This is a genomic window from Amycolatopsis sp. cg9, from assembly GCF_041346945.1.
GTDB lineage: Bacteria > Actinomycetota > Actinomycetes > Mycobacteriales > Pseudonocardiaceae > Amycolatopsis.
This window is the reverse complement of sequence record NZ_CP166850.1, coordinates 130,607-152,851: the sequence shown is the minus strand read 5'-3', so window position 1 is coordinate 152,851 and position 22,245 is coordinate 130,607. Positions and strand designations below refer to the sequence as shown.

General features: G+C 72.2%; 23 protein-coding genes. 5 read left to right on the top strand and 18 right to left on the bottom strand.

The features are described 5' to 3' along the window. Positions 1–7: 7 nt before the first annotated feature. Positions 8–2,719 (top strand): GH92 family glycosyl hydrolase, encoded by a 2,712-nt coding sequence (locus AB5J73_RS00695; protein WP_370967017.1) that lies wholly within the window; start codon positions 8–10, stop codon positions 2,717–2,719. Between the two features lie 46 nt (positions 2,720–2,765). On the opposite strand, the gene AB5J73_RS00690 is transcribed toward AB5J73_RS00695, so the two are convergent. The 3 genes from AB5J73_RS00690 to AB5J73_RS00680 all read right to left on the bottom strand — a co-directional run bounded on the left by AB5J73_RS00690 (position 2,766) and on the right by AB5J73_RS00680 (position 4,227). After that, positions 2,766–3,332 carry a GNAT family N-acetyltransferase gene (locus AB5J73_RS00690; protein WP_370967015.1) on the bottom strand — a complete coding sequence of 189 codons (567 nt, stop codon included), beginning with the start codon at positions 3,330–3,332 and terminating at the stop codon, positions 2,766–2,768. Positions 3,333–3,372: 40 nt separating this feature from the next. Further along, entirely contained in the window at positions 3,373–3,630 is a 258-nt protein-coding gene (locus tag AB5J73_RS00685; protein WP_370967013.1) for a hypothetical protein, read from the bottom strand. A gap of 138 nt (positions 3,631–3,768) precedes the next feature. After that, the gene (locus tag AB5J73_RS00680; RefSeq protein WP_370967011.1) at positions 3,769–4,227 is read right to left on the bottom strand and encodes an Lrp/AsnC family transcriptional regulator; all 459 of its coding nucleotides are present in this window, start codon (positions 4,225–4,227) and stop codon (positions 3,769–3,771) included. 77 nt (positions 4,228–4,304) lie between these two features. Here AB5J73_RS00680 and AB5J73_RS00675 point away from each other — a divergent pair, with 77 nt between their 5' ends. Next, positions 4,305–5,336, top strand: coding sequence for a Glu/Leu/Phe/Val dehydrogenase dimerization domain-containing protein (locus tag AB5J73_RS00675; RefSeq protein WP_370967009.1), 1,032 nt, complete (start codon positions 4,305–4,307; stop codon positions 5,334–5,336). On the opposite strand, the gene AB5J73_RS00670 is transcribed toward AB5J73_RS00675, so the two are convergent. The 8 genes from AB5J73_RS00670 to AB5J73_RS00635 form a co-directional block, all read right to left on the bottom strand. Continuing rightward, positions 5,305–6,555, bottom strand: a complete 1,251-nt coding sequence (locus AB5J73_RS00670; RefSeq protein ID WP_370967007.1) for an ABC transporter substrate-binding protein — start codon at positions 6,553–6,555, stop codon at positions 5,305–5,307. The genes AB5J73_RS00675 and AB5J73_RS00670 overlap by 32 nt on opposite strands. Beyond that, positions 6,552–7,700 carry a branched-chain amino acid ABC transporter permease gene (locus AB5J73_RS00665; protein WP_370972838.1) on the bottom strand — a complete coding sequence of 383 codons (1,149 nt, stop codon included), beginning with the start codon at positions 7,698–7,700 and terminating at the stop codon, positions 6,552–6,554. The genes AB5J73_RS00670 and AB5J73_RS00665 overlap by 4 nt, the downstream gene beginning before the upstream one ends. A gap of 7 nt (positions 7,701–7,707) precedes the next feature. Further along, complete coding sequence (locus AB5J73_RS00660; RefSeq protein ID WP_370967005.1) at positions 7,708–8,586, bottom strand: branched-chain amino acid ABC transporter permease; 879 nt, start codon at positions 8,584–8,586, stop codon at positions 7,708–7,710. Continuing rightward, positions 8,583–9,356, bottom strand: coding sequence for an ABC transporter ATP-binding protein (locus AB5J73_RS00655; RefSeq protein WP_370967003.1), 774 nt, complete (start codon positions 9,354–9,356; stop codon positions 8,583–8,585). Before AB5J73_RS00655 ends, AB5J73_RS00660 begins: the two co-directional genes overlap by 4 nt. After that, positions 9,353–10,162, bottom strand: a complete 810-nt coding sequence (locus AB5J73_RS00650; protein ID WP_370967001.1) for an ABC transporter ATP-binding protein — start codon at positions 10,160–10,162, stop codon at positions 9,353–9,355. Before AB5J73_RS00650 ends, AB5J73_RS00655 begins: the two co-directional genes overlap by 4 nt. Positions 10,163–10,280: 118 nt before the next feature. Then, positions 10,281–11,096, bottom strand: coding sequence for a PHP domain-containing protein (locus AB5J73_RS00645; RefSeq protein ID WP_370966999.1), 816 nt, complete (start codon positions 11,094–11,096; stop codon positions 10,281–10,283). Positions 11,097–11,109: 13 nt separating this feature from the next. Further along, positions 11,110–11,733: a response regulator gene (locus AB5J73_RS00640; protein ID WP_370966997.1), complete on the bottom strand. Its 624-nt coding sequence runs from the start codon at positions 11,731–11,733 to the stop codon at positions 11,110–11,112. Then, entirely contained in the window at positions 11,730–12,869 is a 1,140-nt protein-coding gene (locus AB5J73_RS00635; protein WP_370966995.1) for a GAF domain-containing protein, read from the bottom strand. The genes AB5J73_RS00640 and AB5J73_RS00635 overlap by 4 nt, the downstream gene beginning before the upstream one ends. 84 nt (positions 12,870–12,953) lie before the next feature. Here AB5J73_RS00635 and AB5J73_RS00630 point away from each other — a divergent pair, with 84 nt between their 5' ends. After that, positions 12,954–15,689, top strand: coding sequence for an FAD-binding and (Fe-S)-binding domain-containing protein (locus tag AB5J73_RS00630; protein WP_370966993.1), 2,736 nt, complete (start codon positions 12,954–12,956; stop codon positions 15,687–15,689). Here AB5J73_RS00630 and AB5J73_RS00625 read toward each other — a convergent pair. From AB5J73_RS00625 to AB5J73_RS00605, 5 genes are read right to left on the bottom strand one after another with little or no spacing between them, the layout of a single operon-like run. Beyond that, positions 15,666–16,568, bottom strand: coding sequence for a phosphotransferase family protein (locus tag AB5J73_RS00625; RefSeq protein ID WP_370966991.1), 903 nt, complete (start codon positions 16,566–16,568; stop codon positions 15,666–15,668). The two genes, AB5J73_RS00630 and AB5J73_RS00625, sit on opposite strands and share 24 nt — an antisense overlap. Before the next feature lie 30 nt (positions 16,569–16,598). Further along, entirely contained in the window at positions 16,599–17,162 is a 564-nt protein-coding gene (locus AB5J73_RS00620) for a TetR family transcriptional regulator (protein ID WP_370966989.1), read from the bottom strand. A 41-nt stretch (positions 17,163–17,203) separates the two neighbouring features. Next, on the bottom strand, positions 17,204–17,401 hold the full coding sequence (locus tag AB5J73_RS00615) for a ferredoxin (protein WP_370966987.1): 198 nt from the start codon (positions 17,399–17,401) through the stop codon (positions 17,204–17,206). A gap of 5 nt (positions 17,402–17,406) precedes the next feature. Continuing rightward, on the bottom strand, positions 17,407–18,621 hold the full coding sequence (locus AB5J73_RS00610) for a cytochrome P450 (protein WP_370966985.1): 1,215 nt from the start codon (positions 18,619–18,621) through the stop codon (positions 17,407–17,409). Further along, positions 18,618–19,127, bottom strand: a complete 510-nt coding sequence (locus AB5J73_RS00605) for a PadR family transcriptional regulator (RefSeq protein WP_370966982.1) — start codon at positions 19,125–19,127, stop codon at positions 18,618–18,620. The genes AB5J73_RS00610 and AB5J73_RS00605 overlap by 4 nt, the downstream gene beginning before the upstream one ends. Positions 19,128–19,302: 175 nt before the next feature. Between AB5J73_RS00605 and AB5J73_RS00600 the strand changes: the two genes are divergently transcribed. Both AB5J73_RS00600 and AB5J73_RS00595 read left to right on the top strand, forming a co-directional pair. Continuing rightward, on the top strand, positions 19,303–20,493 hold the full coding sequence (locus AB5J73_RS00600) for a cytochrome P450 (RefSeq protein ID WP_370966980.1): 1,191 nt from the start codon (positions 19,303–19,305) through the stop codon (positions 20,491–20,493). A 2-nt stretch (positions 20,494–20,495) separates the two neighbouring features. Further along, on the top strand, positions 20,496–20,711 hold the full coding sequence (locus AB5J73_RS00595) for a ferredoxin (RefSeq protein WP_370966978.1): 216 nt from the start codon (positions 20,496–20,498) through the stop codon (positions 20,709–20,711). A gap of 31 nt (positions 20,712–20,742) precedes the next feature. Here the strand turns inward: AB5J73_RS00595 and AB5J73_RS00590 are convergent, their stop codons facing one another. Beyond that, on the bottom strand, positions 20,743–21,504 hold the full coding sequence (locus AB5J73_RS00590; RefSeq protein WP_370966976.1) for an alpha/beta fold hydrolase: 762 nt from the start codon (positions 21,502–21,504) through the stop codon (positions 20,743–20,745). Between the two features lie 75 nt (positions 21,505–21,579). Continuing rightward, the gene (locus AB5J73_RS00585) at positions 21,580–22,188 is read right to left on the bottom strand and encodes a TetR/AcrR family transcriptional regulator (protein ID WP_370966974.1); all 609 of its coding nucleotides are present in this window, start codon (positions 22,186–22,188) and stop codon (positions 21,580–21,582) included. Between the last annotated feature and the right edge of the window lie 57 nt (positions 22,189–22,245).

The following is a 22,245-nucleotide window of genomic DNA, read 5'->3' as shown; positions in this document are numbered from 1 at the left end:
GGGTTCCATGTCCGGACCACTCCCGAGGATGCGCAGACGGGTGCGCGCGGTTCTGCTCGCGGTCGCGCTCGTCGGCGCGGGGCTCGCCGCAATGCCCGCCGAAGGCGCCACGTCAGCCCTTACGCAGTACGTGAATCCCTTCATCGGCACGGACAACAGCAACTCGCCGAACCCCGTGCCCGGCGGTGCCGGCGGCAGCACGTACCCGGGCGCCGTCGTGCCGTTCGGGATGGTGCAGTTCAGCCCGGACACCCCGACCGCGTCGCCGTCCGGGTACCGGTACAGCGACACCGGCATCGAGGAATTCAGCCTCACCCACTTCAACGGCGCCGGCTGCCCCAACAACGAAGACCTCGGCCTGCTGCCGATCACCGGCGCCATCGGCACTTCGCCGGGCACCGGCTGGACCGGGTACGCGGGGCGCTACACCAAGGCGAACGAATCGGCCGCGCCCGGCTACTACAAGAACAAGCTCGACAACTACAACACCACCGTCGAGCTGTCGGCGACCAAGCGGTCCGGCTCGATGAAGCTGACCTACCCGAACACGACGTCCGCGCGGCTGCTCGTGAACACCGGCCGCAGCGCCACCGGCAGCCGCACCGGGTCCATCAGCATCAGCGGCAGCCAGCTCACCGGTTCGGTGACCGGCGGTGGTTTCTGCGGGTCCGGCAAGACGTACCAGATCTTCTACGTGATCCAGTTCGACCGCGTGCCCAGCGGGTTCGGCACCTGGCTCGGCGGCACGGTGAGCGCCGGGTCCGCGAGCGCCAGCGGCACGAACTCCGGCGGCTACGTCACCTTCGACACCTCCAGCAACGCAGTTGTGCAGGCGAAGGTCGGCATTTCGTTCGTCAGCCTGGCCAACGCGCAGGCGAACCTCGCCGCCGAGAACCCCGGCTTCGACTTCGCCGGCGTCCGCGGTGCGGCCGACACGAGCTGGAACGACGTCCTGAACCGCGTGCAGGTGACCGGCGGTGCGGCCGCGGACCTGCAGAAGTTCTACACGGCGCTGTACCACGTGTTCCAGAACCCGAACATCGCCAGCGACACCAACGGCCAGTACCGCGGGTTCGACCAGGCGATCCACACGGCGTCCCACACCGTCTACCAGAACTACTCAGGCTGGGACATCTACCGGTCGTGGGCGGCGCTGATCGGGTTGCTCGCCCCGAACGAGGCGAGCGACATCGCGAAGTCGATGGTGCTGGACGGCCAGCAGGGCGGCCTGCTGCCCAAGTGGTCGCACAACAGCAACGAGCACTTCGTGATGACCGGTGACCCCGGGCCGATCGTCGTCGGCAGCATGTACGCCTTCGGGGTCCGCGGCTTCGACACCGCCGCGGCGCTCACGTTGATGGACAAGAGCTCCAACGGCGGTACCGCGCAGGGACAGGCGATCCGCGGCCGGGAGAGCGGCTACCTCAGCCGGCACTACGTCTACGAAGACCCGTCGGATTCGCTCGAGTACTCGGCGTCGGACTTCGCGGTGGCGCAGTTCGCGAAGGCCGTCGGCGACACCGCGAAGTACACCACCTACATGCAGCGCGCCCAGTGGTGGCAGAACGTGTTCGGCGCCGACTCGGGCTACGTCCAGCCGCGCGGCAGCGACGGGAACTGGGCGTGGCCGGTCGTGCCGTCGAGCGACAGCGGCTACACCGAGGGCAACCCGTCGCAGTACACCTGGATGGTGCCGTACAACTACCAGGGCCTGATCAACCTGATGGGCGGCCGCAAGACCGCCGTCCAGCGGCTGGACCACCACTTCACCCAGCTCAACGGCGGTCTCACCCAGCCGTACTTCTACATCGGCAACGAGCCCGAGCACGGCGTGCCGTGGGCGTACAACTACGCGGCCTACCCGCAGGGCACCAGCTCGGCGGTGCGGCGCGTGATGAACGAGTCGTTCACCACCGGCGCGGGCGGCCTGCCCGGCAACGACGACCTCGGCGCGACCTCGGCGTGGTACGTCTTCGCCGCGCTGGGCATGTACCCGGCGACGCCGGGCGCGGACGTCCTGGCGCTGCACGGGCCGCTGTTCCCGGCGGTCTCGATCGTCCGCCCGAGCGGCACGATCCAGATCACCGGCTCGGGCGCGGGCCAGGGCGCGCAGTACGTGCAGAGCCTGAGCGTCAACGGGACCGCGACGACCAAGTCGTGGATCCGCTACGGCGACATCGCGGGCGCGGCGGCGCTGAACTACACGATGGGCTCGTCGCCGAGCGCCTGGGGCACGAGCACCGCGGACGTCCCGCCGTCGTACAACGACGGGTTCACGCCCCCGCCGGCCGCGCCGGAGCTCGGCACGAACCTGGCGCAGGGCAAGGCGGCGTCGGGCTCGGCCTCGTGCAACTCGGCCGAGAGCGCGGACAAGGCCGTCGACGGCAGCCTGGCGAACAACAGCAAGTTCTGCAGCACCGCCGCGACGAAGTTCCTCCAGATCGACCTCGGGTCGGCGCAGAACGTGTCCTCGTTCGTGGTCAAACACGCCGGCCTGGGCGGTGAGACGACCGGCTGGAACACCGGCGCCTTCACGATCCAGACGTCGACCGACGGCTCGACGTGGACGACGGTCGCGTCGGTGTCCGGCTCGCGGGCCAGCCGCACGTACCACCCGATCACGACCCGATCGGCGCGGTACGTGAAGCTGAACCTCACCACACCGACCAACAACGGCAACGGCGCGGCCCGGATCTACGAGTTCGAGGTCTACCGCTGACCGGCCGGTCGTGAGTGTGAAACAGGGTTCCAACCCTGTTTCACACTCACGACCGCGCGGCCCACTGCTCTCGGGTGATGGCGTACTCGACTTCGCCGTGTTCGCTGCCCGGGGCCCGCTCGTGCTCGGGGAACTCCTCGAAGTACGAGCGGACGAACGTCATCCCCAGTTTCTCCATCACGCGCCACGAGCGTTCGTTCACCTTCATGGTGGACGCCGTCACGCGGGTGACCCCCAGGTCGGTGAACCCCTTCGCGAGCAGCGCCGCCGAGCCCTCGGTGCCGTAGCCCCGGCCCCACGCCTTCCGGTGCAGCCGGTACCCCAGCTCCGGCTCGTCCGGCGGGTCCTGCGGGCGCGGGCGGAAGTGGAACCACCCCAGGAAATCGCCGGTCCGCTTCTCGATCGCCGCCCAGAACCCGTAACCGGGGAAACGCTCGTAGTAACCGAGGAACGCGGGGAGATCCTTTTCGGCGATCTCCGTGCGGTCGGCCGGCAGGCCCCCATTGAGGTACTTCATCACGTCCGCGTCGTCGTACAGCTCGAAGAGCGCGTCCGCGTCGTTCTCGGTGAACCGGCGGAAGATCAGCCGCTCGGTTTCGAGGAATACGTGCATCGGGTGATGCTGGCAGTGACCCCAGTGCGTGGCAACGAAATTACGCGGCGACGGCGAGGCCCTCGCCGAGCACCGACGCCCCGGCCTCGGTCAGCAGCGCGGGCACGCGGTCGCCGCACTTGCCGGGGTGTGCGGGTGCGATCAGGCCGAGCCGCGCGAGCCGGTGCGCGGTGGACTGGTCGCAGCAGCTCAAGCCGTCGATGAACAGGTCGGGCTCGCAGCTGCAGCTGATCTCGGCGTGGCCCCCGGCCACGGCTCTCAACGTGGCCCGCTCACGATGGTTCAATTCGGTGATCATGGCGGCGCCTCCTTCCCGTCGTGCCCATTAGACGCCTCACCACCGACAGTTTCCGCCTCTCAGCGTGCGAACCCGGGTATTTCAGGGGTGCACGTAGGGGGGTGTGTCGCGCTTTTTCCGGGTGATCCCCGGATACCCCTAAGGCAGCGGTTCAAGCGTCGTCTTGCGCAGGTGGCGGAAAACGATCGACGTGCGGAACCCGACGATCTCCCGGCGCAGCGCCAGGCGGTCGGTGAGGAAAGCGTGCAGCGCGTCGATGTCCGGGGTGGTGACTTCGATCAGGAAATCGTCACTCCCCGCGGTCACGTACACCGAGAGCACTTCCGGCAGTTCGGCGATCGACCGCTGGAAGGAGTCGATGACCGCCCGGCTCAGCGGCCGCACCTGCGCCGTGACCAGCGCCCGGACGCCGCGGTTGAGGCTCGCCAGGTCGATGTCGGCGTGGTAGCCGCGGATGACGCCGCGCTCACGCAGCAGCCGGATGCGCTCGAGGCACGTCGAGGGGGCGATGCCGACCTTGCGGGCGATGTCCCGGTTGGTCTGCCGCGCGTCTTCCTGCAGGTGCCGCACGATCGCCGAATCAAGTTCGTCGAGCACCGTGACCTCCCGGTCGGAGCCGAATTTCGTTCGGCGTCGAATCCACGACGCCGACGATCACTCTAACTTCGGCTGCCATGACCGCACATGAGCACCTCGTCGCCCGCCGTGGCCGTCGATCCGGCATCACCACGATGGTCGCGATCCATTCGACCGCGCTCGGCCCCGCCGTCGGCGGCTGCCGCTTCAAGCCCTACGCCACGCTCGAAGAAGCCGTCGGCGACGTCCTGCGCCTCTCGGCGGCCATGACGGCGAAGTGCGCCGTCGCCGGGCTCGCGTTCGGCGGCGGCAAGAGCGTCATCGCGCCGGAGCCCGGGCGCGTGCTCGCCCCCGAGGAGCGCCGGGCCGTCCTGCTCGACCACGCCGACCTGATCGCCGAGTTCGGCGGCGCGTACCGGGCCGGCCCGGACGTGGGCACCGGCCCGGCCGACATGCTGGTGCTCCGGGAGGCCTCGCCGTACGCGTTCTGCACGCCCGAATCGGCGGGCGGAACCGGTTCCTCCAGCGGCCCGACCGCCGTCGGCGTGCTCGCCGCGCTCCGGGCGGCCGGCCCGGCGGACCTGGCCGGCCGCCGGGTGGTGATCAGTGGCTACGGCTCGGTCGGCGCGCACCTCGCGGCGAGCCTGCACGCGGCCGGCGCCGACGTCGTCGTCTCCGACATCGACCCGGCCAAGCGCGCCGAGGCCGAGCAGAGCGGGCTCACCTGGACCGAGCCGGAGAAAGCGCTCACCCTGACCGCCGACGTGGTGATCCCCGCGGCGGTCGGCGGGGTGCTGAGCCCCGAGACGGTGGCCCGGCTCGACACCCCGCTCGTCGTCGGCCCCGCCAACAACCAGCTCACCGACGACAGCGTCGCCGACTCCCTGGCCGCCCGCGGCGTCCGCTGGATCCCCGACTACGTGGCGAGCGCCGGAGGGATCCTCTACACGCTCGCCCGTGAAGCGGAGGGCTTGGACCACGAGGCCGCGCTCGCTCGCGTCGGGACGATCGAGCGGACCGTCACGGACCTCCTGACGGCCGCGGAGGCCAACGCGACCACCCCGTCGCACGAGGCGGCCGCGCTGGCCGAACGGCGGCTCACTTCTGGTGCGGTGCCACGTATTCCTTAGCCTCGGGAGCCTCGAACAGCGGCTTGACGTACTTGACGCCGCCCTCGGCGGAGGCGTCCGGGGTGGCCGCGTACACCTGGCGCGTCGCCGGCGTCCCCGGCTTGGAGAAGTCGAGCGCCGCGACCAGGTTGTCCGTGCTCGCCGACGTCGTCTGCTTCAGCGCCGCGGCGATGCCGTCGCGGGTGAGGTCCTTGTTGTCGCAGGCCTTCTTCAGCACCGCGCCCCAGACCTCGCCGACCGCGTAGCCGTAGGGGACACCGCCGTTCGGCGTCTCCTTGTACGCGGCCTTGAACTTGGCCGCGACGTCCTTGGCCTTCGGCAGGTCCGCGGAGAACGGCACGCTGCTGGCGACGATCGTCAGCTTGTCGAGCGCGCCGGCGGCCGGGCTCTTCAGCAGCGCCGGGTCGAACGTCGGGTTGTTGCCCAGCACCGGCACGTTCAGCCCGAGCGCCTTGTTCGTCGCGACCGCGGACCCGGTCTGGGCGGGCGTGGTGGTCAGCACGATCGCCTTGACCCCGGCGCCCTTGAGGCCGGTGACGACGTTGGTCAGGTCGCTGTCGGTCGAGGTGATCTTCACTTCCTTGACCGTCAGGCTGTGCTTCTTGGCGTAGAACTGCGAGCCGCGCAGGCCGTTCTTGCCGTACTCGCCGTCGATGTAGACGTGCCCGATCGCGTCGCCGTCCTTGATCAGGCCCTGCTCCTGCAGGTACGACAGGCCGTCGATGATCTCCAGGTCGTAGGTGGTGCCGACGATCATCACGTACGGGTTGTCGAGCAGCTCGGACGACCACGACGCGGGCGCGGCGACGGTCTTGTCGGTGGCCAGGTTCTGCTTCAGCGCGGCCACCACCGGCGAGCCGAGCAGCTGCACGAACCCGAGCACCTTCGGCTCGATCTGCGGGTACAGCGTCTTCGCGGTGTCGGCCTTGTAGCCGTGGTCGACCTCTTCGAGCTTCACCTGCCGGCCGCAGACGCCGCCGGCGGCGTTGAAGTCCTTGGCCCACAGCTCGTTGCCCTGCGTGACGCCGAGGCCGAGGTTCTTGAACACGCCGGACTTGTCGGTCATCACGCCGAGCGTCACCTCGGTCGCCGTCACCCCCTTGCCGGTCTTGACGCCGGAGCTGTCCGAGCCGGACGAGCCGGAGTCACCGGCCTTCGTGCTGCACGCCGAGAGGACGAGGACGGCCGCCAGCGCCGCCGCCAGGTGTGTGCGTTTCATTTCTCCTCCGGGGGTTGACGGCGAAACCGCCGCTGGGTGAGCCGGCGGCCGATCGCGGCGAGCCCGCCGGGCTCGAAGAGCACGACGAGGACGATCGCGGCGCCGTACACGAACGAGCTGACGAGGACGGGGGTCAGCGCGCCGTCGCCGGTGCCGGAGAACCAGCCCAGGTCGGCGGAGTACAGGGCGAGGACCTGCGGGAGGCCGTTGACGATCAGCGCGCCGACCAGCGCGCCGGGCACCGAGCCGAGCCCGCCGATGATGACCATCGCCAGGAAGGCGATGGACACGTTGATGCCGTAGGTGCCGAACTCGCTCTCGTCCGGCTTGAGGATGTCGAACCACAGCACGGTCATCGCGCCGGCCAGGCCGCCGTACGCCGAGGAGACCGCGAACGCTCCCGCCTTCGCGCGCATGACGCTGACGCCCATGACCGCGGCCGCGGCTTCGTTGTCGCGCACCGCCCGCCACGACCGCCCGACCCGGCCGTGGACAGCGCCGCGGGCGATCACGAACGCGAGCACGGTCAGCAGCAGGAACAGGTACCACGTGCGCTCGGCCTGCCGGATCGGCACGCCGAGGAGGGTGATTTCGGGGCCGTCGTTGGTGAAGGGGAAGCCGAACAGCGAGAACGGCGCCGGCGTGCGCCCGGTCGACGTCCCGCCGGTGAGCTCTTCGGCCGACTGCCCGAAGTAGAGGCCGAGGAACACCAGCGCGAGGGAGGCGACGCCGAGGTAGATCCCGCGCAGCCGCCCGGCGACCGGGGCGAAGGCCAGGCCCAGCAAGGCCGCGACGGCCACCGCGCCGAGCAACGACAATCCCGGGTCGAGGCCGAATCCGATCACGCGGTCGTCGCCGGCCGGTCCGGACAGGACGGTGTAGGCCGTGCCGCCGGCGAGCAGGAAGAAGGCGTGGGCCAGGGAAAGCTGCCCGGCCTGCCCGACCACGAGCGTCAGCCCGATCGCGCCGACGCCGCCGATCATCATGTACTGCCCGGCCTTCAGCCAAGCCGCGTCGAGGTAGAGCGGCAGCGCGAGCAGGACCACCAGCAGCGCGAGCCACGCCGCCGTGCGCACGAGCTTGGCCAGGTTCCGGCGGGGCCGCGGCGGTGCCTGCGGCTCGGGTGGAGCGTCCACTTCGGACACGGCGCTGTCAGACACGCGTTCGCTCCCTCGTGCCGAACAGCCCCGAAGGCCGCACCACCAGGACGACCAGCATCACCAGGAACACCGCGCTCTTGGAGAAGTCGAACGAGACGTACTGCGCGGACAGCGCTTCCACCAGGCCGACGACCAAACCGCCGACCACCGCGCCCGCCGTCGAGTCGAGGCCGCCGAGGATCGCCGCCGGGAACGCGGCCAGCGCGATCGAGTGCGTCCCGCGGGACAGCCCGGCGCCGGAGAAGTCCTGCGTCGCGATGAACAGCACGGCCACGCCGGCCAGCACCCCGGCGACCAGCCACGCCGTCGCCGTCACGCGGGAGCTGCGGATGCCCATCAGCGCGGCGGCTTCCCGGTTCTCCGCCTGCGCCCGCATGGCCACGCCCCAGTTCGAGTACTTGAAGGCCAGCCAGAACGCCGTGATCAGCACCGCGGCCACGCCGAGTGCGACCAGGTGGGTGCGGAAGAGCGTGATCCCGCCGAGCTGGAACGGCTTGGCGTCCCAGGCGTCGCCGAGGAAGGGCAGCGTGACGCCGAGGCGGCGCACGATCTCCTCGGTGACGATCACGTCGACGCCGATGGTGAGCAGCGCCAGGCTGTTCGCGTCGGCGTGCCGGGACCGGGACAGCAGCAGCCGTTCCACGACCAGGCCGAGCAGCCCGGCCGAAACGATGCCGACCAGCGAAGCGCCGACCCAGCCGAGCGCGTCCCGCGTCACCACGACGAGGTAGCCGCCGAAGAGCACGAGCGAGCCGTGCGCGAAGTTGACCACCTCGGTGGCCTTGAAGATGATGACGAACCCCAGCGCCAGCAACGCGAACACCGCGCCCTTGCCGAGGCCGTTCACCACGAGCTGCAGGAATGTGTTCACGCCGCCTCCGTGCCCAGGTAGGCCTTGATGACGTCCGGGTCGGACTGGACTTCCGCGGGGGTGCCGTCGGCGATGCGGCGGCCGAAGTCGAGCACGGTGACCCGGTCGGCGATGCCCATCACCAGGCCCATGTCGTGCTCGACGAGCAGGATCGAGATCCCCAGCTCGGCGCGGACTTCGCTGATGGTGCCGGCCAGTTCCGCGGTTTCGGACGCGTTCATCCCGGCCGCGGGCTCGTCGAGCAGGAGCAGCACGGGTTCGACGGCGAGCGCGCGGGCGAGGTCGACGCGCTTGACGGCGCCGTAGGGCAGCGCGCCGACCGGGGTGTCGACGACCGGGCCCAGGCCGAGGAACGCGCAGATCTCCCGTGCGCGTTCGGCGTGCCGCCGTTCGGCGCGGACCGTCCACGGCAGCCGCAGCCCGATCTCGAGGAACCCGCCGCGGGTCAGCGCGTGCCTGCCGAGCATGACGTTGTCCAGCACGGTCGAGCCGGGGGAGAGCGCGGCGTTCTGGAACGACCGGCCCACGCCGAGGCCCGCGAGCTTGTGCGGCGCGAGCCCGGTGAGGTCGGTGTCGCCGAGCCGCACCCGGCCGGCGTTCGCCCGGTACAGGCCGCTGATCACGTTGAAGCAGCTGGACTTCCCGGCGCCGTTCGGCCCGATCAGCGCGTGCAGCGAGCCGGGGGCGACGGTGAAGCTCACCTCGTCGAGCGCGCGGATTCCGCCGAACCGGAGGGAGACGTCTTCGACGCGCAGTTCCGGCGGCGTCATCCGGCCCACCTCGACAGGGTCCGGCCGGCGAGCTGCTCGCGCGCCCGTTCCGCCTCGGCGTCGGCGGTCTCCTGCGACTCGGCGTGCCCGCCGAGGTAGAGCCGCTGGACGTCCTGGCTGGCGGCGAGCTCGGCCGCCGTCCCGGCCAGCGCCACCCGGCCGACCTCCAGCACCACGGCGTGGTCGGCGACGTTCAGCGCCATCACGGCGTTCTGCTCCACCAGCACGACGGCGGTGCCCTGCTCGTGGATCTCCCGGATGGTGCGGCCGATCTGCTCGACGACCTTCGGCGCGAGTCCCAGCGAGGGCTCGTCGAGCAGCAGCAGCTTCGGCGCGGACATGAGCGCGCGGCCGATCGCCAGCATCTGCTGCTCGCCGCCGGACAGCAGCCCGGCGCGCTGCTTGGCGCGTTCGGTGAGCACCGGGAACAGCTCGTCGACCCGCTTGCGGGCGGCGGTGCGTTCGGCCGCCGTGCGCGCCCCGATGCCGCCGGCGCGCAGGTTCTCCTCGACGGTCATCCGGGCGAAGACCTGCCGCCCCTCGGGGACGCCGACGACGCCGAGCTGGACGATCCGGGCGGGGTCGAGCTTGCCGAGCGCGTGCCCGGCGTAGCGGATTTCGCCGCCGTCGATCGCGCCCCGGTGCATGCGGAGGGTGCCCGAGACGGCTCTGAGCAAAGTGGACTTCCCGGCGCCGTTGCTGCCGAGCACGGCCAGCACGCCGTCGGCGGAGACGTCGAGGTCGACACCGTGCAGGGCGGCCGTCGACCGGCCGTACCGCACCCGGAGACCACGCACGGTCAGCACGTACTCACTCCAGGACGCAAGAGGCCTCCTCCACTCGTGTGACCTGAGTCACGGTCAGTGGCGGTCATCCTGCGTTCACCCGCGGCCCTCGGACACCCCCACGTGGAGACCCCCCTGGCTACGAAACGGACACGGCGGACTCCCGGAGCGCGGCGTACACCTCCGGGGAAGTCGTGCACTCGCCGAGGCGGACCGGCTTGCGGTCGCCGTGGAAGTCGCTGGAGCCGGTCGCGAGCAGGCCGAGTGAAGCGGCCACGGCACGGAGCTGGGCGCGGACCTCCGGGGGTTGCTCGGGGTGGTCCACCTCGATCCCGGCGAGCCCGGCCTCGGCCAGCGTGGCCAGCTGGGTGTCCGACACCGAAGCGCGGCGCTTCACCGACCGCGGGTGGGCCAGCACCGCGACCCCGCCCGCTGCCCGGACCAGGCCGATCGCGGCCGCCGTGGCCAGCACGTGCTTGGGCACGTCCGCCCGGCCGCCGTCGGCGATCCACTCCGGGGTGAAGGCGTCGGTGATGCCCGCCGCGGCCAGCGCCGCGGCGATGTGCGGGCGGCCGAGCGGTGCGCCGCCCGCGATCGCCCGCACCTGTTCCAGGGTGATCGGCGCGCCCAGCTCGCGGCAGCGCTCGACCATCCGCACCCCGCGCCGGTCCCGGTCGGTGCGGATCAGCTCCAGCTCGGCGCCCAGTGCCGCGTGCCCGGGATCGACGAACAGCCCCAGCAGGTGCACCTCGGCGTCGTCGAGGCGGCAGGAGATCTCGACGCCGGGGACGAGCTCGATGTCCGCCGCGGCGGACGCCTCGGCCAGGCCGGCGAGGGTGTCGTGGTCGGTGAGGGCCAGCACCGCCAGCCCGGCTTCGGCGGCCAGCCGGGGCAGCTCCGACGGCGGCGTCGTCCCGTCGGACGCCGTGCTGTGCGCGTGCAGGTCGATCGTCACCCGGGGGACGATCTCACAGCAGCCCGGCTTCGCTCGCCTTGCCGATCGCCTCGACCCGGTTGCGCGCGCCCAGCTTGTGCAGCGCCGACTGCAGGTACGTCTTCACCGTGTTGCGCGCCAGCCCGGTGGACTCCGCGATCTCCGGGTTCGTCTGGCCTTGCGCGGCCAGCCGCAGCACCTCGTACTCCCGGCGGGTCAGGCCGCTGCGGGCCAGCGCGTCCGACCGCTGCCCCGCGTCGGGCAGGATCCGCGGGTCGACGACGCGTTCACCGCGCAGCACCCGCCGCAGCGCCGCCACGAGGTCGGTGCCCGCGACGTCCTTGAGCAGGCAGCCGTGCGCGCCCGAGTCCAGCGCGGCCAGCACGCCCTGGTGGTCGCCGTGCGCGGTGAACACCACGATCCGCGCCGCCGGGTGCACGTGCCGCAGCTCCGCGATCACCTCGGGCGCGAGCATGTCCGGCAGCCGCAGGTCGAGCAGGATGAGGTCGGGCCGCAGCTGCGCGACCCGCTGGATCGCCGCCCGCCCGGACTCCGCCGAACCGGCCACCTGCAGGCACGGGTCCGAGCGCAGCAGCAGCGTCACGCCGTCGCGGACCACCGGGTGGTCGTCGACGACGAACACGGTCGCGGGCGTCACGGCCGCACCAGCGGGACCCACGCGCGCAGCGTGCAGCCGTCGTCTTCGTCGCGGACCAGGCTGACGCGGCCGCCGAGCCGCAGCGCGCGCCCGGCGAGCGTCCGCAGGCCGACGCCGGTGCCGGGGACGGCAGGTGAGCCGGTGCCGTCGTCGGCGACGACCACCTGGACCCCGTCTTCGCTGGGCAGGAGGCTGACGATCACCGACGACGCCCGCGCGTGCTTCTCGACGTTGAGCAGCCCTTCGCGGACGGCGGACACCAGCAGCGCCGTGCGTTCGGCGTCGAGCGGCGGCACCGCCGCGAGCTGCACGAACCGCGCCGGAACGCCGCAGCGCGCCTGGAACGAGCGGCAGTGCTCGGCCAGTTCGACCGGCAGCGCCCGCTCGGGGCTGGACTCCGACAACGCGAGCAGCGATTCCCGCAGCGCCCCGGCGGCCGCCGAGACGTCCCCTTCCAGCCGCCGCAGCCGCGCCTCCAGCGCCGGGTTCCCGCGCGCGTCCGTGGTCAGGTCGCGCACCTGGACCCCGATGGAGAACAGCAGCGCGCCCACGGAGTCGTGCAGCGCGCTCTGCATCCGCAGGCGCTCGCCGGCGACCGCGGCCGCGCGGTCCGTCTCGGCCACCCTGGCCAGGTGCAACGCCGTCCCGGCCTGGGAGGCGACCTCCTCCAGCCGCCGGACGGCGTCGTCGCCGAAGTCGGCGGGCTCCCGCATGGCCGCGTACGCGATGGCGACGGTCTCGCCGCGCGCGATGATCGGCACGGCGAGCAGCGCGGCCAGGCCTTCCCCGCGCACCTGGGCGTCGAAGTGGTGGGTGATCGTCGGCGCGCTGACGTAGTCGGCGACCCGGACCGGCCGGCCCAGCGCCAGCACCCGCCCGCCGACGCCCTGACCGGTCGGCACCTCGAGGTCCTGCAGCGCGTCCGTGCGGTTGCCGGACATCCAGCGGATCACGGCCCGGCCCGGCTCGGTGAGCTCGCCGACGAACCCGGCCTTCGCCCCGACCGCCTCGCGGATCAGGCGCGCGGTCCCGTGCAGCGCGGCGACGCGGTCGAGCGTGCCGAGCAGCTTTTCGCGCTCGCGCAGCAGCTCGCCCAGCACCGCGCTGTACTCGGCGACGTGCTCCTTTGCCGTCACGCGCCCACGATCGCACACGGACTGTGGTTTCGGACATACCCGGCTGGAGAGGTACGCGGGCGCCCGGTCGACTTGAATGGGGGTGTGGAGATCCTCACCGACGCCGGCACGCTCGCGCTCTACACCACCGACGCGTCCAACTACCGCCACGTGCCGCGCGGCGTGGTCCTGCCGGAGACCGTCGACGACGTCGTCGCGGCGGTCGCCGAGGCCCGCGCCCGGGACCTGCCGGTGATCGCGCGCGGCGGCGGCACGAGCGTCGCCGGGAACGCGTGCGGGCCCGGGCTGGTGATCGACACCTCCCGCCACCTCGGCGGGGTGCTCTCGCTGGATCCGGAGACCCGGCTCGCGCGGGTGCTGCCCGGCACGGTGCTCGACGACCTGCAGGCGGTCGCGGCCCCGCACGGGCTCCGGTTCGGGCCGGACCCGTCGACGCACAGCCGCTGCACGCTCGGCGGGATGATCGGCAACAACGCGTGCGGTTCGCACTCGGTCGCGTGGGGGCGCACGGTCGACGTCGTCCGCTCGCTGGAGGTGCTGCTCTACGACGGCACGCGGCTGCGGGTCGGGCCGGACGAGCCGACCGAGGGCCGGATCTTCGACGAGCTGCGCGCGCTCGTGCGCGACAACCTGGCGTTGCTGCGCAAGGAACTTTCGACGTGGCCGCGCCGCGTCTCCGGGTACGGGCTCGAGCACCTGTTGCCGGAGAACGGGTTCGACGTCGCCAAGGCGCTCGTCGGGAGCGAGGGCACGTGCGTGACGATCCTGGAGGCGACCGTCTCGCTCGCCCGGCTGCCGGACCGCAAGGTGCTGGCGGTGCTGGGTTTCCCGTCCGACATCGCGGCGGCGGACGCGGTTCCGGCGATCCTGCCGTGGTCGCCGCTGACCGTCGAGGGCGTGGACGCCGAGCTGGTCGCGATGCTGCCGGGCCGGGCCGGCGACCTGCCGCCGGGCGGCGCGTGGCTGTTCGTGGAGCTGGCCGGCGACGAGCCGGCCGAGCGGGCCCGCGCGCTGGCCGCGTCGCTCGACCTCACCGGGTTCGCGATCGTCGACGACCCGGCCGCGCAGCGCGGGCTGTGGCGCATCCGCGAGGAGGGCGCCGGGCTGGCGACGCGGCTCGCCGACGGCTCGGAGGCGTGGCCCGGCTGGGAGGACGCCGCCGTCCCGCCCGAACGACTGGGCGCGTACCTGCGCGAGTTCAAGGAGCTCATGCGGGCGCACGGGCGGCGCAGCGTCGTCTACGGCCACTACGGGGAAGGCTGCCTGCACCTGCGGCTGGACTTCGACCTGCTGTCGACGTCCGGCGTAGCGGGGTTCCGGCGGTTCCTGGAGGAGGCCGCGGACCTCGTCGCGAAGCACGGGGGCTCGCTGTCGGGTGAGCACGGCGACGGCCAGGCGCGCTCCGAACTGCTGTCCCGGATGTACAGCCCGGAGATGATGGCCGTTTTCGCGCGGTTCAAGGGGATCTTCGACCCGGCCGGGCGGATGAACCCCGGCATCCTGGTGGCGCCCCGGGCGGTCGACGCGGACCTGCGCGTGCGCCGGGCCCCACTGTCCATCGAGGACGTCACGGCACTGGCCTACCCCGAGGACCGGGGGAGTTTCGGCCAGGCGATGCGGCGCTGCGTCGGCGTCGGGAAGTGCCGCAACACCAGTGGCGGCGGGGTGATGTGCCCGAGCTACCGGGCCACTCGCGAGGAACAGCACTCCACACGCGGGCGGGCGCACCTGCTCGCCGAGATGATCAACGGCGAAGTGATCACGGACGGCTGGCGGTCGGCCGAAGTGCACGACGCGCTGGACTTGTGCCTGTCCTGCAAGGGATGCCTGTCGGACTGCCCGGTCGACGTCGACATGGCGACGTACAAGGCGGAGTTCCTGCACCAGCACTACCGCCGCCGGCTGCGCCCGGCGTCGCACTATTCGATGGGCTGGCTGCCGCTGTGGCTGCGGCTCAGCGCGCGGGCGCCGCGGCTGGCCAACGCGGTCGGGCGCTCCCGCTTGGCCGGCCTGGTGAAGCGGCTCGGCGGGATCGCGCGGGAACGCGACCTGCCGTCGTTCGCGCCATCGCCGTTCACGCGTAGCCGCGCCGATCTCCGCCGCCGGGCTTCGGGCGAGCGCCGGGTGGTGCTGTGGCCGGACTCGTTCAACAACTACCTGACGCCTTCGGTGCTCGACGCCGCGTACGAGGTGCTCACCGCGGCGGGCTACGACGTCGTGCTCCCGGACCGCGGAGTCTGTTGTGGACTGACGTGGGTGTCGACCGGCCAGCTCGGTGTCGCCCGGCGCGTGCTGGACCGGACCCTGAGCGTGCTCGCGCCGTACCTCGAGGACGGCTGCGAGGTGGCCGGGCTGGAACCGAGCTGCACGGCGCTGTTCCGCGGCGACCTGCCCGCGCTGATGCCGGGCGACGAGCGGGCCTCCTTGCTGGCGTCGCGCACGTTCACCTTCGCGGAGTTGCTGGAGCGGGCGCCGATCCCGTTCGCGGCACTGGACGTCGACACCATCACGCAGGTGCACTGCCACCAGCACGCGGTCCTCGGCTTCGGCGCGGACGAGTCGGCGATGGCGGCCGCGGGCATCCGCAACACGACGCTGGACTCCGGCTGTTGCGGCCTGGCGGGCAACTTCGGCTTCGAGCGCGGCCACTACGACGTCTCGAAGGCGGTGGCGGAGGACCGGATGCTCCCGGCGATCCGCGCGGCTTCGGAGGACACGGTGGTGGTTTCGGACGGCTTCAGCTGCCGGACGCAGATCGAGCAGGAGTCGGGCCGCCGCCCGGTGCACCTGGCGGAACTACTGCGCCGCGCGTTGCCCTGAGCCCCACCAGGCCCTCGCCAGCGCGTCCAGCGTCGGCTCCGGGGGAGCGGGCAGTTCCTCGAAGTACCAGCGGAAGTTGCTGTAGACGTGCAGCAGTGCGTACGCCAGGCAACGGCGTTCGTCGATCGGCTGCCCGTAGCCGTCGAGGAACCGGCGCAGGAGATCGCCGTCGCCGCTCGTCACGAACAGGCCCACCGCCACGAAGTCGTACTCCGCGGCGCCGCGCATCGCGGGTTCGAAGTCGAACAGGCCGGTGATGCGCTCGTCGTCGATCATGACGTGGTCGCGCATGAACTCCGTGTGCAGCGGCACGACCGGCGGCGTCCCGAGGTCGACGGCGTCGAGGAACGCCGGGATCTGCGTCACCCAGGCTTCGTCCACTTCGGTCCGGCGGTGGTGCTCGACGACCTTCGCCCGCTGCCTCGCGACGAACTCGGCCCAGTCGTCCGGCGCCAGGGCGGCCAGCCGCGGGTCGTCGACGGCGTGCAGCGTGGCCAGCAGCGCACCCAGCTCCGGCATCAGCCGTCGCTTGTCCGCAGTGGACAGTGCGGGCCAGGCTTCCTTGAGCGTCCGGCCCGGCAGGCGTTCCATCAGCAGCCAGCCCCAGCCGTCGCGCTTGCCCGCGTCCTTCAGCGCCGGTGCCGGCACCGTGCCGGGCAGCACCTCGAGCATCGTGCGTTCGGTGACGATCTCGTCGCGGTACAGCGGCGGGTACAGCTTGAGGACCAGGTCGTCGCCGACGGCGTACACCGGCAGCGAGCCTTCGGTGAACGGCACGACGTCGTCGCGGCCCAGCAGGCCGGTGACCGCGGGCAGCAGGCCGGCGCGGGTGAGCGCGGCGAACTCGGCCTCGGTCGCCGCGGGCGGGAAGGGCACCATGACCTCGACGGTAGGGCGGGCGTCCAGCGGTTATTCGCTGCGCTCCAGCAGCGTCCGCGTCGCGGTGAGCACGAGCCGGCAGACCTCCTCGGGGTCGGCGCTGGCCAGCGGCTCCTTGCCGGAGATCTCGCGGACCAGCGCGATGCCCATCAGCCACGCCAGCGCCAGGTCGGCGCGCAGCTCGGCGTCCGGGGCGTCGGTCAGCGTGGCCAGCACCCGCGCGTACTCCTCGCCGATCTCCTGCCGGATCGCGGCCGCGACGCCGTCGCTGCCCGAGGAGCGCAGGTACGTCTCCAGTGTCCGGTTCCCCGCGCCGTCCGGCGCCAGCATGCTGAGCAAGGAAGCGCTGAAGAGCCGCTCGGGCGGCGTGGCGGCCAGCTGTTCACGCCCGTTGCGCGCGATGACCGCCTCGAACAGCGCTTCCTTGCTGCCGAAATAGCGGAAGAGCAGCGACTGGTTGACCCCGGCCAGCTTGGCGATGTCCCGCACGGTCGTCCGGTCGAAGCCGCGTTCGGCGAACAGCTTCGCGGCGGCGTCGAGCAACGCCAGCCGCGTCGCGGCCGCGTCCCGCTTCCGGCCGGGCTGTTCGCTCACCGGTGCAGGTTAACCGGCAAACCGGACGCGCGTGCGCCCGCCTACGCGCCGGTGAGCCGGATCGCGGCGGCCGGGCAGGTCAGCTCGGCCTGCCGGACCGCGTCCTCCTCGCCCGGCGCCGGTTCCTCGGCGAGGAGGACGACCGTGCCGGTCTCCTCGTCCTGGTCGAACGTCCCCGGCGCGAGCAGCACGCACTGTCCGGAAGCGACACAGCTGCCGGTGTCGGCGGTGATCTTCACCGGGCTCACCACTCCACGGGGACGCGGTCGACGCCGCCGGCGACGCGGTTGGTGCGGACCGGGATGTCGTCGATCCCGACCGCGAGCCGCAGGCCGGGGAAGCGCCGGAACAGCTTCGGGAACACCGTCCGCAGCTCGGTGCGGGCCAGGTTGGCGCCGATGCAGACGTGCGCGCCGGTGCCGAAGGCGAGGTGCACGTTCGGCGTCCGGTCCGGGTCGAACTCGTCGGGGTCGGCGAACACCGCCGCGTCGCGGTTGGCCGCGTCGCTGGAGATGAGGACGGCGTCGCCGCGGGCGATCCGGGTGCCCGCGATCTCGACGTCCTCGTGCGCGTACCGCAGCAGGCCGGTGCCGCTGGTGGCGGTCAGCCGCAGGATCTCCTCGACGGTCTGCGCCACCTGACCTTCGGGGTCGGCGGCGAACCGGTCGCGGCGGGCGGTGTCGGTGAGCAGGAACAGCGTGCCCATCGCGATCCGCGTCGACGTCGTCTCGTGGCCGGCGAACAGCAGCCCGGCCCCCATCCGGGCGAGGTCGTCGTCGGTGAACGTCGGGTCGTCGGCCTGGACGGCGACCATGTCGGAGATGACGTCGGGCCGCGGGTCCGCGCGCTTGGCCTCGGCCAGCTCCGTCATGTAGGCCTTGAACTCGGTCATCGCGGCCTGCGCGTCCTCGCCGCCGTCCATCCTGGCGATCCGCTCGGACAGGCCCCGGAACTTCTCGCGGTCCTCGTAGGGGACGCCGAGCAGCTCGCAGATCACCAGCACGGGCAGGGGGAACGCGAGGAAGTCGGTCAGGTCGACCGGCGCACCCGGGTCGGCGTCCCGCGCGGCCTGCAGATCGTCGAGGCAGCGGTCGGTCAGCTCGGCGATCCGGTCGCCGAGGGCGCGCATGCGCGGCGCCGAGAACGCGGGCGCGAGCATCCGGCGCATCCGCTTGTGTTCCCGCTCTTCGCTTTCGAAGTCCCCGCTCGGCCCGTCCTGCACCGCGGCGTAGGAGATCCGCGACGCCTGCTCCGGGGCCGGGTGCGACCGCCCGAAGCGCCGGTCGCGGAAGACCTCCTTGGCTTCCTCGTACGAGGTGATGAGCCAGGCCGGGTCGCCGGCGGGGGTGAGCACGCGGCTCACCGGCGCCTGCCGCCGGAGCGCTTCGTAGTCCGGGGCGATCTCGAGCGCGTTGCCGCGGGTGAAGGGGAGCCGGGGCGGCTGTTCGGTGGTGGTCATGCGTCGCTCCTGGGGTCGCGGTTCAGATCGGAAAGCCAGCGGAGTTCGGCGTCGAACCGCCCGAGCACGTGCCGCAGCGCGGCGCGGCTCCACGGATCGGCCTGCCCGGCGGCGAGCGCGGTGAGCCGTCCGCGCTCGGCGGTCAGCGCCCGTTCCCGGACTTCGAGCACCCGCGCCCGCTCTTCCGGGCGCAGCCACCCGAAGTTCCCGACGCGCGCCAGGAACTCCTCCTCGCCGAGCGCCAGCTCGGGCGGGAAGTCCGCGAGCATGTCGTGCAGCAGCTCCCGCCCGACGTCGGTGATCGTGTAGACGTGCCGCGGCGGCTTGGCCTCCTGCTCCTCGGCACTGCGGCTCACCGCACCGGCGTCGACGAAGCGCCGAAGCGTGGGGTAGAGCGAGTTGTTCGACAAGGTGTGCCCGGTCGACGCCTCCACGGCTTTGCGCAGTTCGTAGCCGTGCATCGGTTCGCGGGCCAGCTTCGACAGCAGGAGGATCTCGATCCACACCTAGGTCACCGTAACCTAGGGCTCGGTGACCCGGCAATGGCTCACGGTGACAGGTGGACGGAAACTTTCCGTTATCGCGGTGACTGCTCGTGGCCGGATCGGCGCTCGACGTGAGCCTCGGTCGTGTGTAGCGTTGTAAGCAGCTGCTTACAAACCTGGAGCACGGGGGTTCCGCATGACAGTCACCCACACCGAGCCGCTCTCGTACCCCTTCAACGAGGAGGCGGGCCTCGACCTCAACGAGGCCTACGCGGCCGCCCGGGAAGGCGAGGGCATGGTCCGGGTGAAGATGACCTACGGGGAGCCGGCATGGCTGGCCACCCGGTACGCCGACGCCCGGCTCGTGCTGGGCGACCGCCGGTTTTCGCGGGCGATGGAGAAGGAGAAGGACGCGCCGCGGCGCATGCCCGTGCAGCGGGACGGCGGGATCCTGCAGATGGACCCGCCGGACCACACCCGGCTGCGGACGCTGGTCGCGAAGGCGTTCACCATGCGCCGTGTCGAGCTCCTCCGGCCGCGGGTCGCTTCGCTGGCGTCGGAGCTGATCGCGGACATGAAGGCGGCCGGGGCGCCCGCCGACCTCGTCGACGCCTACGCGCTGCCCATCCCGGTCGCGGTGATCTGCGAGCTGCTCGGGGTCCCGGTCGCCGACCGGCCGAAGTTCCGCGTCTGGAGCGACGCCGCGCTGTCCACCAGCGGGCTCACGCCCGAGGAGTTCGAGCGCAACCGCGAGGAGCTGCGCGACTACATGCGCGGCCTGATCGCCGAGCACCGCGCGGCGCCGCAGGACGACCTGATGACCGCGCTGATCGAGGCCCGCGACGTGCGCGACCGGCTGACCGAGCTGGAACTCGTCGACCTGTGCGTCGGCATCCTCGTCGCCGGCCACGAGACGACCGCGAGCCAGATCCCCAACTTCGTCTACGCGCTGCAGGACCAGCACGAGCACTGGGACCGGCTGGTCGCCGACCCGGACCTGATCCCGGCCGCGGTCGAGGAACTGCTGCGGTTCGTCCCGCTCGGCGCGGGCGCCGGGTTCGCCCGCTACGCCACCGAAGACGTCGAGGTCGGCGGGGTGCTCGTGCGCGCGGGGGAGCCGGTGCTGGTCGCGGTCGGCGCGGCCAACCGCGACGGCCTGCAGTTCGACGACGCCGAGAAGCTGCGCTTCGACCGCGGCGACAACCACCACCTCGGCTTCGGCCACGGCGTCCACCACTGCCTCGGCGCGCCCCTCGCGCGGCTCGAACTGCAGGAGGCGCTGCGCGCGTTGGTCACCGAACTGCCGGGCCTGCACCTGGCCGGCGATATCGTGTGGAAGACGCAGATGCTCGTCCGCGGACCGCGGTCGATGCCGATCGGATGGTGACGATGAGCTGGGAAGTGCGGATCGACGAACACACCTGCATCGGGTCGGGGATGTGCGCCGCCCTGATGCCGGAGGTGTTCGTGCTCGAGGGCGCTGTCGCCCACACGGTGACGTCGTCCGTCGACGGCGACGAAACGGTGCTCGACGCCGCGGACTCGTGCCCGGCGATGGCGATCACGGTGACCGACGGCGGCCGCGAGATCGGCCCGCGGCCCTAGGCCCGGGGCAGACCCCGCGGCGATCGCCGGGCTAACCGTCCAAGCGGGACCAGAACGCGGTCAGGGCGCGCGCCACCGGGTGCGGGTCGGTCACCGGCCACCAGTGCCCGGTGCCGGGTAGCTCGGCGATCTCGGCACCGGCGGCTTCGGCCGCGGCCCGGTGCTGCGCGGGCGTTCCGCTGGCCTGGTCGACATCGGCGAGGGCGACCAAGGCCAGGCCGGGCCGCTGTCGCGCCTTCGCGAGGCCGCGGCCCGCGTCGGCCATCACCGGCTGGGCGGCCGACCGCAGGAGCGAGAGCACCGCCCGCCCCATTTCGTCGTCCATGCCGGCGGCCACGCGTTCCGCGACCGGGCCGGTCATCCCGAGCGCGGTGACGACCGCCAGCCGCTGCTCGAAGGTGCCGCCGAAGATCTCCTTCACCGAGGCCTCGCCCGCCCCTTCCTGCTGCCACACCTGGGCCCGCGCGTGCCAGACGTAGTCCGGGGCGTAGAGGCCGAGTGCGTCCGACGCCCAGCTGCGGATCAGGTCCGGGCGGGCCATCGCGATCCGGACCACGTGCCCGCCGCCCCAGTCGTGGCCGACGAGGTCGACGGGCTCCTTGAACTGCTCCAGCCGCGCGGCGAGCCAATCGCGATAGCCCTCGACGGTGGCGGAGAAGCCCTCTGACGCTGGAACCCCGAAGCCGGGCGGGGACAGCGTCACCGCGTCGTCCCGGCCGAGCGCCGCGATCAGCGGTCCCCACACGCCGGAGTTCTCCGGATTGCCGTGCACGAGTACCAGGGGAACGGTCATTTTCCACTCCTAACTTGCGTGCATGTACGCAAGTAAGTGTAGCAGCGGCCAGTGCGGGCCGACCACGGCCGGAAGCTACGGCGTGCGGGCGAAGGCCGCGCGCACCGAGCGCGTCGCCTCCCGGATGAGCGCGGGGACGTTGCGCACCGGGGGCTGGGCGATGAGCTGCAGCCCGGTCCCGCGGACCAGGGCGACGACCAGTACGGCGGCCGCGGCCGGGTTCGCGTCGGGCCGGACGGTCCCGTCGGCGACGCCCTGGCGGACCACGTTCGCCAGCAGCTGCCGGAAGTCGGCGTCCCGGCGGGCGAACAGCGGGGCCAGCGCGGGGTCGGCCGCGATCGCCTCGCCCCACAGCTGCAGGAACGCGCGCGCCGACGGTGTCCGCCGCACGACGTTGCGCAGGTACGCCTCGACGATCCGCACCAGGTGGTCCAGGCCGTCTCCCCGGTAGTCGGGGACGTCGAACCGCTGCGCCTCGTCGAGCACGGCTTCCAGCAGCCGTTCCCGGCTGCCGAAGTGGTGGTAGACGATGCCGCGGCTGTAGCCGGCGGCTTCCCCGACCTCGGCGAGCGTGACGGCCCGGGACCCGCTGCGCGCGATGAGCGCCATCGCCGCGTCCAGCACGCGCCGCTCGGTCTCGGCGCGTCGTTGGTCCTGCGTTCGCCTGGTCGGCCGCTCGGTCATGCGTCGTGCTCCCTGGCTGGCATCGTGATCGACGAAGTGTGCCACGCCCCGCCGGAA

Bases quoted from the DNA above. Each gene is read 5' to 3' on its own strand.
- AB5J73_RS00655 (WP_370967003.1), bottom strand. From the start codon at position 9,356: ATGACGCCGCCGGAACTGCGCGTCGAAGACGTCTCCCTCCGGTTCGGC.
- AB5J73_RS00610 (WP_370966985.1), bottom strand. From the start codon at position 18,621: ATGACCACCACCGAACAGCCGCCCCGGCTCCCCTTCACCCGCGGCAAC.
- AB5J73_RS00625 (WP_370966991.1), bottom strand. From the start codon at position 16,568: ATGGTGCCCTTCCCGCCCGCGGCGACCGAGGCCGAGTTCGCCGCGCTC.
- AB5J73_RS00590 (WP_370966976.1), bottom strand. From the start codon at position 21,504: ATGACCGTTCCCCTGGTACTCGTGCACGGCAATCCGGAGAACTCCGGC.
- AB5J73_RS00695 (WP_370967017.1), top strand. From the start codon at position 8: ATGTCCGGACCACTCCCGAGGATGCGCAGACGGGTGCGCGCGGTTCTG.
- AB5J73_RS00600 (WP_370966980.1), top strand. From the start codon at position 19,303: ATGACAGTCACCCACACCGAGCCGCTCTCGTACCCCTTCAACGAGGAG.
- AB5J73_RS00670 (WP_370967007.1), bottom strand. From the start codon at position 6,555: ATGAAACGCACACACCTGGCGGCGGCGCTGGCGGCCGTCCTCGTCCTC.
- AB5J73_RS00585 (WP_370966974.1), bottom strand. From the start codon at position 22,188: ATGACCGAGCGGCCGACCAGGCGAACGCAGGACCAACGACGCGCCGAG.
- AB5J73_RS00595 (WP_370966978.1), top strand. From the start codon at position 20,496: ATGAGCTGGGAAGTGCGGATCGACGAACACACCTGCATCGGGTCGGGG.
- AB5J73_RS00690 (WP_370967015.1), bottom strand. From the start codon at position 3,332: ATGCACGTATTCCTCGAAACCGAGCGGCTGATCTTCCGCCGGTTCACC.
- AB5J73_RS00675 (WP_370967009.1), top strand. From the start codon at position 4,305: ATGACCGCACATGAGCACCTCGTCGCCCGCCGTGGCCGTCGATCCGGC.
- AB5J73_RS00685 (WP_370967013.1), bottom strand. From the start codon at position 3,630: ATGATCACCGAATTGAACCATCGTGAGCGGGCCACGTTGAGAGCCGTG.